A 13070-nucleotide genomic window follows, 5' to 3' on the forward strand; every position below is an offset into this window, starting at 1 on the left:
GATCCGTACGCCCTGGCCGTACGCCCGATCCGTACGGCCCCGCCCTTACAGTCCTTCCAGTCCGTCCAGTCCGGCTAGTCCGTCACCGGAGTGCCCACCACCTCGTCCGGGGCGCCCGCCGGGGCCGGGACCGCCGCGGCGGCCGATCCGTCGTCGTCCGTGTTGATCATTTCGATGATCGCGTCCCGCTCCGGGGTGTCCTCGGGCTTCAGCAGGCCGATGAGGATGTACAGGACGAGCGAGATGGCCATCGGGACGGAGACCTGGTACTCCAGCTTCACGTCCGTGCGCTGGGAGAAGTCCAGGTTGTAGTTGACGAGGAAGAAGGCGAGCAGACCGCAGGCCCAGCTCGTCAGCGCCGCCGTCGGGCCGGACTTACGGAACGGCCGCAGCAGGCCCAGGATGAACGGGATCGCGATCGGTCCCATGAGCCCCGCCACCCACTTGATGACGATGGTGATGATGTCCTTGAACGTGGGGGAGTTGACCTGGGTCGCCACCGCCATGGAGAAGCCGAGGAAGGCGACGGTGGTGACACGGGCCGCGATGAGCCCCGCCCGGGTGTCCCAGGCGCGCGCGGTCCTGGAGAGCACCGGCGCCACGTCCCGCGTGAACACGGCCGCGATGGCGTTCGCGTCCGAGGAGCACATGGCCATCGTGTGCGAGAAGAACCCGACGACGACCAGGCCCAAAAGCCCGTGCGGCAGGAGCTGGTCGGCCATCAGGCCGTACGCGTCCGAGCCGTCCGGCTTCTGCGCCGTGACGAGGAGCGGCGAGAGCCACATCGGGATGAACAGGACGACCGGCCACACGAACCACAGTCCGGCGGAAAGGAACGCCGACCGGGTGGCCTCCTTGGCGTTCTTGGTGGCCATGTAGCGCTGGGCCTGGTTCCACATGCCGCCGTTGTACTCGAAGAGCTTGATGAACAGGTACGCGATGAAGAACACCGTCAGGTACGGGCCGGCGAACCCGTTCGCGTGACCGTGCAGCTTCGGCGAGTCCAGCGCCTTGGAGAGACCGCCCTGGTCGGAGATCTTGTTCAGCGCGATGATCAGCATCGACAGGCCGGCCAGCAACTGGATGACGAACTGGCCGAGTTCGGTCAGCGCGTCCGCCCACAGCCCGCCGATCGTGCAGTACACCGCCGTGATGCCACCGGTGATGATGATGCCCTGGGTGAGCGACACGCCCGTGAAGACGCTGAGCAGGGTGGCGATGGCCGCCCACTTCGCTCCGACGTCCACGATCTTCAGCAGGATGCCGGACCACGCCAGCGCCTGCTGGGTCTGCACGTTGTAGCGGTCCTTGAGGTATTCCAGCGGTGAGGCGACGTGCAGCCGCGAGCGCAGCCGGTTGAGCCGGGGCGCGAAGGCCTTGGCGCCGATGGCGACGCCGATGGCGATGGGCAGTGCCCAGGTCACGTACGAGGTGATGCCGTAGGTGTACGCGATGCCGGCGTAGCCGGTGAACATCACCGCGCTGTAGCCCGACATGTGGTGCGAGATGCCGGACAGCCACCACGGCATCTTGCCGCCCGCGGTGAAGAAGTCGCTGACATCGTCCACACGCTTGTGGGACCAGAAACCGATCGCGGTCATCACACCGAAATACGCGACCAGGACGGCCCAGTCGAGACCGTTCATGTTGCCCCCTCCAGGGGTCCGCCTTGTGAACCTGCAGATACCGGACGGCACTTCGCCAGTACGCGTGGTTCCCCCTGCCCGAGCGAAGCCGGGAGTTCGGGGGGAGGGCGGCGCCCCCGTGCGGGCGCGGGGACTTCGGGGATTGAACCGCTGGTCCGACCGGCCGGTCAAGACCTCGCGCGGTCATAGATATGAACACAGATCAGAAAGCAGAACGATTTTGCTTCTACTTTACCGGTCGGGCGGTTGTCGCGCCCGTGACGTGGACCACACCATGAGCGGGCACTTCGTCAGACCCACAACAGCAACGACACGTCGACAGCCGTACGGGATGCGGGTCCCGTGCGCCTGGGAAAGGAGTCGCGCCGGCCGTACCGCCTACCGCATGAGTTCGCCCGCGTTCACGAGCAGGGACTGCCCCGTGATCGCCCGCGCCCGGTCGGACGCCAGGAACACCGCGGCGTCCGCGACGTCCCCGTCGGTGGCCAGCTCGGGCAGCGCCATCCGCTCGGTGAGCCGCTTCAGGACGTCCGCCTCGGGCACCTGCTCGGTGTACGCCGTGAACTGCACGTACGCCTCGACGGGAGGGCCCCACATCCAGCCGGGCAGCACGGTGTTGACCCGGATCCGGTGCGGACCGAGCTCCCGCGCCAGGGAGTACATGGCGCTCGTCAGCGCCCCCTTCGAGGCCGCGTACGCCGCCTGCCGCACCTGGCTCGGCGCGGCGACCGACGACTGGGTGCCGATGATGACGACCGAACCGCCGCGCTCCTTCAGTGCGGGCAGGCAGGCGCGGGTCATCCGGAGCGTGCCGAGCAGGTTCACATCGATGACCGACTGCCAGGTCGCGAAGTCGGCGTCCTCCAGGCCGCCGAAGTAGCTGTCCCAGGCGGCGACATGGACCGCCGCGTCGATCCGCCCGAAGCGTTCCACCGCGAGGGCCGCCAGCGCCTCGCACTGCCCCTCGTCGGTGATGTCCGTCGCGCGGAACGCCGTGTGCGCGCCGTCCGGGTCCAGTTCGGCCGCCGACTTGGCGAGATTCGCCTCCGTGCGAGCCCCCAGCGCCGCGTTGCCCCCGTCGCGCACCACGGCCGCCGCGACCTGATGACCGAGTCCGGCTCCGACGCCCGAGACGACGACGGTCTTTCCCGCGAGCAGTGACATGTGAGGCCTCCCCCTGTGTGCGGCCCGGTCCGCCTCCGGCGCGCCTTTCGGCCCACTCGCCCCGACGCGACTCTGGCGCATTGTCTGACGGAGCGTCAGAGTATGGGCGTCCGGCGGAGGAAGGAAGTCCCGCGCACGTTCCACCGAGGAAGGGGTTCGTCATGTCGGAGGAGACCCGCAGCGAGACCTACGCGGAACTGGCCGCCCTCGGCCCGTACGGCGTCCACCCGGGCCATGCCCTGATCACCATGGTCGAACCGCACCCGGGCCACGAGTACGCCTACAACCGTTGGTACGAGGACGATCACTACTACGCCGGCGCGATGGCCATGCCCTGGATGTACGCCGGACGCCGCTGGGTGGCCACCCGCGATCTCCAACTGCTGCGCTACCCGGAGAAGTCGGCGGTCGCCCAGCCGGTCACCGCGGGCTGCTACCTCTCCACCTACTGGGTCACCGACGGCCGCTACGACGACCACATGAAGTGGACCGTCGGCATCAACAGGCGGCTGAACCGCGACGGCCGCGTCTACCAGGACCGTACGCACGTCTTCACGGCCTTCCAGGACCACGAGGCCACCGTCTACCGTGACGGCGCCGCCGGACCCCGGGACTTCCATGCCCTCGACCATCCCTACGCGGGGCTGGTGGTCGAGGTCGTCGACGCTGAATCCGCCTCCCGGCGAACCGAGTTGCTGGAGTGGCTGCGCTCGCGCCATCTTCCCGGGCGACTGGCAGGCTCGCCCGCCGCCCTCGTGACCCTCTTCCGGCCGACCCCGCTCCCCGGCGACCGGATGACCTACGTCAAGCAGGTCGAAGGTGTGGATACGCGGCTGACCCTGCTGTGGTTCCTGGAGGCGGACCCGCGCGACTGCTGGGAGGCGTGCTTCACGGGCCTGGACGGGGCCGTGGCCGAATCGGGTCTGGGGCGGGTGGAGTTGGTGGCCCCGTTCATCCCCACGGTGCCGGGAACGGACATCTACGTGGACCGGCTGCGCTAGAAGGGTGCCGAACGGCGAGTGAGCCGAAGGGGCGCGCCGGTGTCGAGAAGCCGAGCGCGCGGAGGCCCCGACGAAGGAGGGGTCGAGCACGGTCGGCTTCTCGACACCGGCTTCTGCGCCCCGGAGGCGAACCGAGCCTCAAAGAAAAAGGGCCGAGCCCCCTCGGCCAGGACGGCGGGCCGGTCGAGAGGGCTCTGTTTGTGGAGCGTATGAAGTTGTTTCGGGTCATGGTGGGGTCAGACGAGGTCGGAGGACCCTCGGCTCACCTCGGCCACGAAGGTGTTCCACGCATCCGCGGGAAACGCGAGCGTGGGCCCGGCGGGGACCTTGGAGTCCCGTACGGCCATCGCCGAGAGGACCGGGGACTTGACCTCGACGCAGGCGCCGTTGCCGGTGGAGTAGGAAGACTTGGTCCACGTGTCGGTGGCACCCTGCTGAATTGCCATGATCGCTCCAGAAAACAGTCGTTCTTCGGTGAGTTGCCGCCAACGAAGCCGTCGGCGGACTGTCACCGGACTGCGGATCCGTCAGGAGACCCGCGGTCCGGATCGCGCCAACGTTGTTGCTCGGTGGCGTGATCGACGCTACTCGCCAACATCGGCTGGCGAAGCGACTATTCACTCGACTGGATGGCATATTCCATAGGGGTCTTCCATGCCGGGGCGGCGACAGTGTAAAGTCCGGCCGCTCATCGGCGGGGGTGGCCTCGCGAGGCCACCCTCCCCGGCACCTCAGCGCGCGTAGTCCTTCGCGATGTCCGCGATGAACTGGCGTGACTGCTCCACGTTCAGGGCCTGTGCCCGCAGGTGCTCGTACATCACGCTGTACTTCTGGACGTCGTTCGCCTTCTCCAGGTACAGGTCGCTGGTCACTCCCTCGATGTAGACGACGCTGGAGTCGGCCGCGTCGGGGAACTCCAGGATCGCGTACTGGCCGTTCAGACCCGGGTGCGCGCCCATGTCGAAGGGGATCACCTGCACGGTGACGTGCGGCAGTTGGGACTGCTCGACGAGGTACTCCAACTGCTCGCGCATCAGGGAGCGGTTGCCGACGGCGCGGCGCAGGGCGGACTCGTCGAGGACGGTCCACAGGCGCAGCGGGTTGTCCGGGGCGGAGATTCGTTCCTGCCGCTTCAGCCGCACCTGGACGCGCTTGTCGATGTCGGCGGGCGCGGTCTCCGGCAGCGCCCCCGCGATCAGCGCCTCGGCGTACTGCCGCGTCTGCAGCAGACCGGGGACGACCTGCGGGTCGTACACGCGCAGGCTCGCCGCGTCGGTCTCCAGGCCGATGTAGACGCTGTACGGGATGTCGCCGAAGGAGTGCCACCAGCCCTGCTGGCGCGAGTCCTTGGCCATCTGCATCAGGGAGTCGACGATCCGGTGGTCCTCGACCTCGTAGACCCCGCACAGATCGCGGACGTCGCGCTGGCTGATACTGCGCCTGCCGTTCTCCAGGCGGCTGATCTTCGACTGCGAGACCAGCAGACGCTCGGCGACCTCTTCGGCCGTCATGCCTTTGAGTTCGCGGAGCCGGCGCAGCTCCTGGCCCAGCCGGCGCCGCCGGACGGTGGGATTGACACTTGACGCCACGGGACGTGCACCTCCGGCTGCGGGCCTGTACTTTGCGTATCTGCTGTTGAGCAGATTGCCACCAAGGTGCTTTCTACCGCTGGGAAACGGCGTATATGCGCCGGGTGGGCGCAAGTTCGCGGATTCGGCGTGTATATGCGGCCGTGCGTCGCGCTCGTGAGGCCCGTGAACTCCCGGTAGAAACCCGGGAGATCGCCGATGGAGCCCAGCGGTTGCCGAGGCGGGCGCGGTCTCCCCGGAGTCGGGCCGTCCTGGAATGCGGTCGCGCGGGGCGCTGGGGCCGTGTCGTCGTCCGGACGTACGGTCTCAGCCACCCCGCGCGAGCCGGCGGCTCCCGAACCGGATCATGGGGACTGCGGTGCGGCGCTCATGTCGTGCGGCGGTGCGGGTGCTGCGGGTACTGCCGGCAGTGCGGTGGTGCGGGCCGCCGTCGGGCTGCGGCTCAGTGCACCACGGCGCGCGCCATCGAACCATGACGCGGTTGCATCGGAACACCGCGCGCGGTCTCCGGTGCGGACCTGACTCCGGCGGTGGCCGGACGGCCTGCCGGTGCCGGGTTGCGGCGTGGCTGTGCGGCCACACCGTTCTGAACGTCCATCACGGCGTGCGCCACGAGGCCGCCCATCGGGTCGTGCCTGATCAGGTCCCGCAGCCGGGAGCGGGACGAACGTCCCTCGTTCCCCGGATACAGGTGCTTGCCGAGACCGACCGCATGGGCCAGCGCGGCGAGCGCCGCGGTCCGCGGGTCCGGCGGGACGCCGGTGCGGATCGCGTTGTCCAGCCGGGTTCTGATCTCCCGGCTGATATCCGTGTCCGTCGCTTGATAGCGAGTCGTCGGAAGCACCCCGCACATCTGACCGGCCACGGCATGGACCATGCCGCACCTCTCCAGATGCGAAAGGTAGGTCTGGCGAAGCCCCAGGCGGGGTCCGCCAATCCAGTTGACCGCGCGTACGGGTGCTCCGCGTCGGCGAAGCAGTTCCAACGCACAGTCCAGTGTTGGATCTCCGGTCGGCCGTGGCACCACCACGGCGATACGATCCCCGTCTGGGGCTATCCGTCCGGCCAGCGCCAGCTCCACTAGCTGTGCTCCGGCCAGACCGAGGTCGAGCGACTGCGGCTGCGCGGTGGTACCCGTGGTCGGGTCCAACGCCAACAGCAGAAGCTCCTCCGGAATTGTTCTGCGGCTCTTGCCCATCCATGCCTCCCCGCGTGGATGAATGACAGGGTGACCCCTCTCACATTGGTCTGTCGAGGGCGCGTGACCGGTATATGAGGGAACCGGCAGGTATGTCGTTCTCGTCTACCGCAGGGGTCAAGCCCGCACACAGGACACTGGTACATGGTTCGGACAGCGGCGTCCGGGCGGCGGTTCAAGGGTTTGACGGTTCGTTTCGGCGCGCGGAGGGCGTGCGCCGCATGGAGGAGGCATCGGTGGCGGGCGAGTCCCCCGACAGGTCGAAGCAGCACGAGTCGTCGGCGTCGTCGGCGGAAGCGACGCCGGTGACCCCGGCGTCGGTTCCGAGTCCGGCGCGGGCGGGCGCTCCGGCGTCGACCCAGAGCTCGGCTTCGGCCGACCCCCGCATGGCGATGGCCCGTGAAAGGGCCGCCACGGTACGGGTGGATCAGGCGACGGCGGTGTTCTCCACGAAGGCGCTGTCGGCGGAGGCCTCACGCACGGCGGACGTCTCCCGTCCGGCGGAGGCGTCCCGCACGGCGGAGTCCGAGCGGACCCCGGAGTCCGCCGACGACGCGGGCGCGGTCGGCGGCGGGAGCGCCGAGCGTGACACCCGGCTGCGCGCGGCGGTGGCCGCGTGGGTCGCCGGATCGGACGAGCCCGCTCCGGCGGACGCGACCGACACCGACACCGACGCCGGCACCGGATCCGCGGGCGGTGACGGACCCGAGGGTGACGACGGGGCCACGAACGACGCCGAGGACACCGGCGACGTCGACGCGGTCGACGCGGCCACGGACGACACGGTCACGGACGCGGTCACGGACGACGCCGAACCGACCGGGGACGCCGAGGACGGCGACGCCGAGGTGGAGTCCGCCGAGACCGTGACATTCAAGAGGGCCGAGGGCACCTCCGACGCCTCTGAGCCCTCCGACGCCTCAGACAAGGCCGACGAGGCGTCCGTGGCGGCCGACACGGACGAGGAGGCCGCCGCCGAACCCGCCGCCGACCTCGACAGCGACACCGACGAGGAGCCCGAGGCCCGCCAGGAGCCGGAAGCCGCTCCCGGCGAGGCTCCCGCGGCGTACGAGCCCGAGGACGAGCCGGAGCCCCGGGACGAGCCCGTCACGGCGTCCACGCAGGACGCCGCCCCCGTGTCCGAGCCCGAGGGCAAGTCCAAGACCGCGCCCAAGAGCCTGCCCGGCAGCGGCAGCGGCAGCGACTCTGACTCCGTCGACGAGACCTCGGACACGGTGACCGAGGAGACCTCGGACCCCGGGACGGACGAGATCTCCGACACGGTGACGGACGAGATCTCGGACACGGTCTCCGACGAGACCGCCGACGAGACCGCCGACGCGGCGACCGACCCGGACCCCGCCCCCGAACCCTCCGTCGATCAGCCCACCGCCGTCTTCAAGGCTCCGCGGCCCCCGGCCGTGGACCAGCCCACCACCATGCTCAAGCTGGGCGACGCCGCCCGGCGTCCGGCCGGCGGAAAGCCCGCCACCCGACCGGCGGACGAGGCAGCCGCCAAGACCGGTGAGAAGTCCGCCGACGAGCCCGGTGCCAAGCCCGCCGGTACCCCCGCGCGCACCAGCAAGTTCGTCCCCCTCAACCGGCTCGACGACTTCGCCCCTCCGACGCGGCCGAAGCCCACGCCAGGGGCCGCCGAGAAGCCCACGCCCGCCGAGAAGCCCACGCCCGCCGCGAAGCCCGAGCCCGCCGCGAAGCCCACGCCCGCCGTAAAGCCCACGCCCGCCGTAAAGCCCGAGCCCGCCGCGAAGTCGGCTTCCGCTCCCGCGCCGGGGACCACCAAGCCCGCGCCGGGGACCACCAAGCCCACCCCGGGGAGCACCGACAAGCCCGCCCCGGGGAGCACCGACAGGCCCGCGGCGGCCACCGCGGCGATCCGGCAGGTCGGCCCCGAGCGCACCACCCAGCTTCCGCTTCCGCCGAAGCCCCCGCTGGACCTGCTGGCCGAGCTGACCAACACGCCGCCGCCGCCGCAGACTCCGGTCCGGACGCTCGTGCGGCGGGTCAAGATCTGGACGCCGCTGGTCCTGCTGCTCGCGGTGATCTTTGCAGTCGCGCAGGCCTTCCGTCCGCTGCCGACGCCGGGTCTCACGCTCAGCGCCGACCCCACGTACACCTTCGGCGGCGGCACCCTCGACCTGCCCTGGCCCGGCCAGGGCCAGTCCGCGATCGAGGTGGACGGCGTGGGCAGCCTCGGGACCGACGGCAAGCAGACCCCGTCCCCCACGGCGAGCGTCGCCAAGATCATGACGGCGTACGTGATCCTTCAGGAGCACCCGCTGAAGGGGAACGAGGACGGCGAGAAGATCACCGTCGACCAGCAGGCCGAGGACGAGTCGAAGCTCCCGGACGAGTCGACGGCGGCGATGTCGAAGGGCCAGCAGTTCACCGAGCGCCAGATGCTCCAGATGCTGATGATCCCCTCCGGCAACAACGTGGCGCGGCTGCTGGCCCGCTGGGACTCCGACAACGCGGGCTTCGTCGCCAAGATGAACGCCGCGGCCAAGGACCTCGGCATGACGAACTCGACGTACACGGACCCGAGCGGTCTGCAGAAGACGACGGTCAGCACGGCCACCGACCAGATCAAGCTGGCCAAGAAGGTCATGAAGAACGACGTGTTCCGCAGCATCGTCGGGATGGCCAGCGCGACGATCCCCGGTCTGGACAAGCAGATCTACAACAACAACGACCTGCTGGTGCAGCAGGTCGGCGTGATCGGTCTGAAGACCGGTTCGTCGACGCCCGCGGGCGGCAACCTGGTGTGGGCCGCGACCAAGACCGTGGACGGCAAGACGCAGACGATCTACGGCGCGGTGATGAACCAGAACGCCGGCACCGGCAAGGTCTGGGACAGCCTCCACCTGGCGCTCGTCAACAGCCAGAAGCTGATCGACAAGGTCCAGAAGAGCCTGATCTCCGCCACGGTGGTGAAGAAGGGCCAGGTCGTCGGTTACGTGGACGACCAGCTCGGCGGCCGGACCCCGGTCGTCGCCACCAAGAACATGACGGCGGTCGGCTGGCCCGGTCTGAAGACCGAGCTGAGGATCGGCGAAGGCGGGACGGCGGTCCCGCACACCGGCAAGGCGGGCACGGTCGTCGGCGAGCTGAAGGTCGGCGACGGTTCCAGCGACGCCGTGACGATCCCCGTCGCGCTCCAGTCCGACCTCGCCGAGCCCGGCCTCGGAGCGAAGCTGACCCGGGTCGGCTGAGCGGACACGCACACCAACGCACACCGATGACGTACGCGCGCACGCATCGGTGACGTACAGCGGGGAGCGGCACCCGCACCGCACTCCGCCGGACGGCGGCCCACTCGGGCGCCGTCCGGCGGAGTGCGTGCTAGCGTCGCGCTCATCGGGGCTGCTCGCGAGCCGCGGGTCCCGGCCCAGAACGGACAACGGGACACGGAGTACCTTGCAGTGGCGACAGCGGAGCCGACACACGCCGACGACGCCGATCCGGACCCGGGGACGGGCCCGCGAATACCGCTGCACGGCAGCACGCGCGAGGCGGTCCGTGACGTAGGAACGGACGGAGCCGGTCCCGGTGGCGACGCCGAGGGGCCTGGTGGCGACGCCCAGCGTCCCGGTGGTGCCGGGCCGATCGCGTCGGGCGCCGCCGAGCCGCTGGACCTCTTCCACCGCTATCCCGTCCTTCTCTGCACCGCCCTCGCCGGCGTGCTCCACATCGTGTGGTTCTTCACTTTCGCGAACAGTGGTGGTGACCTGGCGGCGCAGGACGCCTGGGCGGAGTTCGTCGGCCGGCACCCGGATTCGGCGTACAACCTCGCCTGGTACGGCGGAATGCACCCGGTCTCGTACAGCGTGGTGTCGCCGTACCTGATGTCGGTCCTCGGCGTCCGCACGACGATGATGATCGCCGGGACGCTCTCGGCCGGCCTGCTGACGCTGATCCTCGTCCGCAGCCGAGCCGTCCGTAACCCGGCGGCTCCGGCGGTCGCGGGTGTCTTCGCCCTGCTCTGCAACGCCATCTCGGGCCGTGTGACGTACGGCCTCGGCACGATGTTCGCGCTCGGGGCGGTCGCCGTCGTGTTCTGCTGGCCGCACCGCTGGCGCTACAAACGCTGGGCGAAGGCCCTGTGCGCGGCGCCGCTCGCCGCGCTCGCGACGGCCGCCTCGCCGGTCGCCGGACTGTTCGTGGGCCTGCTGGCGGTGGCCCTGTTCCTCGAGAAGCGCCGCCCCGGCGCTTACGCCCTCGGCATCGCTCCGGCGGTCGTGGTCGCGCTCTCGGCCTGGCTGTTCCCCTTCTCGGGCACCCAGCCGATGACCTTCTTCTCGGTACTCGGGCCGCTCGCCTGCGCCGTCTCGGTCTGCTTCCTGGTCCCCAAGGAGTGGACGACGGTACGGATCACGTCGGCGGTGTACGGCCTCGCGGTGCTCCTCGTCTGGCTGATCAGCTCCCAGATCGGCTCGAACATCACCCGCCTGGCCATGCTCTTCGCGGGCGTCGCGCTGATCGCCGCACTGCCCTTCGCCGTGCCGAAGTCACGCAAGTGGTACGCCATCGTCGTCGCCTTCGTCGGATTCACCGGATGGATCGGCTTCAAGACGGTCGACGACATCGTGCACACGACCCCGGCGGCGTCCTGGGCGCGTGAGCTGGCCCCGCTCGTCAACCAGCTCCAGCAGGTGAACGCCGAGAAGGGCCGCGTCGAGGTGGTCCCCGCCCGCTCGCACCGCGAGGCGTCCGCCCTCGCCCCGTACGTCAACCTGGCCCGCGGCTGGAACCGTCAGGCCGACATGGAGCGCAACCCGCTCTTCTACGACGACACGCTCAACTCCGCGAACTACCACGAGTGGCTGCAACGCTGGGCCGTCCACTACGTCGTGCTGCCCAAGGGCGAACCGGACGGCGACGGCGGCCAGCGCGAACGCGAGCTCGTCCAGCGGGGCATGCCCTATCTCCGGCAGATCTGGGGCGACGCCAACTGGCAGCTCTTCACCGTCACCGACCCCACCCCGCTCGCCGAGCCGCACGCCGTGGTCGACCTGGCCGAACAGGGCGAGCTGACCATCGAGGTGAAGGAGGCGGGCCGCATCCTCATCCGCATCCCGTACTCGCCGTGGCTGAGCATCGTCGACGCGGACGGCAAGAGCCTGAAGCCGCCGCAGGAGACGAAGGCGTCGAAGGGCCGTCCGGACGGCACCCCGAAGACGTACGAGAACCTCAACGGCTGTCTGATGCCGACGCAGGAGACCGCGGCGGGCGACACGTGGACGGAGCTGCTCGCCCCGAAGCCGGGCACCTACCGGCTCGCGGCGCCGTACCAGCTCCCCCGGGGAACCCCCTGCCCGGAGGAGCTCCGCTGAGCCCCACGCCAGTGCCGTAACGAGCCCTAGAACCGCTCGAACGGCCCGCAGTACGACAGGCCGGCTCCCTCGGGACACCCGTCGCGGAAGAACCGGACGAGCAGGTCGCAGAAGTCCTCGGGCCGCTGAAGATGGGCCAGATGGCCGCACTCCGCGATCGTGGTGAAGCACGCGCCCGGCAGGTCCGCCGCCACGGAGCGGACCAGGTCGGGCGTGGTGAGCGTGTCGTGCTCGCCGGTGAACACGAGATACGGAACGGTCGGGACGGGCGCCCGCCGGTACCACTCGTGGGCCAGCAGCCGCCGGTTCCGCTCGACCGTCACCGCGACATCGCGCGGGGTCTGCGCCGCGAACTGCTGGTACATCAGCCGGGTCAGCGCGGCGTGCTTGCGTACGGTGCGGTCGCCGGGCGGCGGCACGAAGCACCGTACGAACTCCTCGGCGGTCTCCTCGACGCGCCCCTCCTCCAGGAGCCGCACCCAGCCCACCAGCGCCTCGGCGAACCAGGCGGGAATGTGGTCCGACATCCCCTGTACGGCGACCCGGCGCAGCAGCTCCGGATACCGCTGGGCGAGCCGGAGCCCGACCGCCCCGCCGTAGCACCCCGCGTAGAGGTTCACCGGGCCGAGCGCCAGCTCGCGCAGCATGTGTCCCGCGCACTCGGCGAGGAAGTCGATCCCGTGCTCGGCGGGCAGGAAGTCCGCGTCCCCGAACCCGGGCAGATCCACCGTGACGAGGGTCCCGAGCTCCCCGAGCCACCGTTCGTGCCGCATCCACGAGTAGCGCGTCTGGTCCGACCCGCCGAGCACGAGCAGCGGCTCCGTGACGGGGGTGCCGTGCCGGGCGACCCGGGCGGTGTACGCGTAACCCTCCCACCGGAGCCGGTGCTCCGCCACTTCCGTGGCTGCCCCGCCTTCCGGCGCCGGGGCGAGAACGTTGACCGAGGAAGCGACAGAAGGCACAGCGAACTCCCGAGAGGGGACGAGACCACCGAAACTCCCACTCGTACACGGCCACCCGGTGCGGAGCCCGCAATGTCATACGAAGGTGGGCGCTGCACCACACGAAGGTGGGCGCGGCGCGGCAGACGCGCCACGCCGTCGCCTCAGGTCACGTCACTT

9 protein-coding genes are annotated in these 13070 nt (G+C 70.1%); 3 read left to right on the forward strand and 6 right to left on the reverse strand.

All coding sequences use genetic code 11. The features are described from left to right. Window positions 1–74: 74 nt before the first annotated feature. On the reverse strand, window positions 75–1646 hold the full coding sequence (locus tag ACIQRL_RS11730) for a sodium:solute symporter family protein (protein ID WP_401330262.1): 1572 nt from the start codon (window positions 1644–1646) through the stop codon (window positions 75–77). A 378-nt stretch (window positions 1647–2024) separates the two neighbouring features. Next, window positions 2025–2810 carry an SDR family oxidoreductase gene (locus tag ACIQRL_RS11735; RefSeq protein ID WP_401330265.1) on the reverse strand — a complete coding sequence of 262 codons (786 nt, stop codon included), beginning with the start codon at window positions 2808–2810 and terminating at the stop codon, window positions 2025–2027. A gap of 161 nt (window positions 2811–2971) precedes the next feature. On the opposite strand from ACIQRL_RS11735, the gene ACIQRL_RS11740 reads away from it, so the two are divergent. Then, complete coding sequence (locus ACIQRL_RS11740; RefSeq protein WP_401330268.1) at window positions 2972–3811, forward strand: hypothetical protein; 840 nt, start codon at window positions 2972–2974, stop codon at window positions 3809–3811. Between the two features lie 236 nt (window positions 3812–4047). On the opposite strand, the gene ACIQRL_RS11745 is transcribed toward ACIQRL_RS11740, so the two are convergent. The 3 genes from ACIQRL_RS11745 to ACIQRL_RS11755 all read right to left on the reverse strand — a co-directional run bounded on the left by ACIQRL_RS11745 (window position 4048) and on the right by ACIQRL_RS11755 (window position 6598). Beyond that, on the reverse strand, window positions 4048–4257 hold the full coding sequence (locus tag ACIQRL_RS11745) for a DUF397 domain-containing protein (RefSeq protein WP_355847342.1): 210 nt from the start codon (window positions 4255–4257) through the stop codon (window positions 4048–4050). Window positions 4258–4542: 285 nt separating this feature from the next. Then, complete coding sequence (locus ACIQRL_RS11750) at window positions 4543–5400, reverse strand: helix-turn-helix transcriptional regulator (protein ID WP_261709516.1); 858 nt, start codon at window positions 5398–5400, stop codon at window positions 4543–4545. Window positions 5401–5842: 442 nt separating this feature from the next. Then, window positions 5843–6598 carry a GPP34 family phosphoprotein gene (locus ACIQRL_RS11755; RefSeq protein ID WP_401330272.1) on the reverse strand — a complete coding sequence of 252 codons (756 nt, stop codon included), beginning with the start codon at window positions 6596–6598 and terminating at the stop codon, window positions 5843–5845. A gap of 221 nt (window positions 6599–6819) precedes the next feature. Here ACIQRL_RS11755 and ACIQRL_RS11760 point away from each other — a divergent pair, with 221 nt between their 5' ends. Together ACIQRL_RS11760 and ACIQRL_RS11765 are read left to right on the forward strand one after the other, a co-directional pair. Next, entirely contained in the window at window positions 6820–9828 is a 3009-nt protein-coding gene (locus tag ACIQRL_RS11760) for a D-alanyl-D-alanine carboxypeptidase (RefSeq protein WP_401330275.1), read from the forward strand. A gap of 210 nt (window positions 9829–10038) precedes the next feature. Further along, window positions 10039–11949, forward strand: coding sequence for an MFS transporter (locus tag ACIQRL_RS11765; RefSeq protein WP_401330278.1), 1911 nt, complete (start codon window positions 10039–10041; stop codon window positions 11947–11949). Window positions 11950–11975: 26 nt separating this feature from the next. On the opposite strand, the gene ACIQRL_RS11770 is transcribed toward ACIQRL_RS11765, so the two are convergent. After that, the gene (locus tag ACIQRL_RS11770; protein ID WP_401330281.1) at window positions 11976–12911 is read right to left on the reverse strand and encodes an alpha/beta fold hydrolase; all 936 of its coding nucleotides are present in this window, start codon (window positions 12909–12911) and stop codon (window positions 11976–11978) included. Window positions 12912–13070: the final 159 nt, after the last annotated feature.

The organism is Streptomyces sp. NPDC091209 (genome assembly GCF_044757755.1).
Classification (GTDB): domain Bacteria; phylum Actinomycetota; class Actinomycetes; order Streptomycetales; family Streptomycetaceae; genus Streptomyces.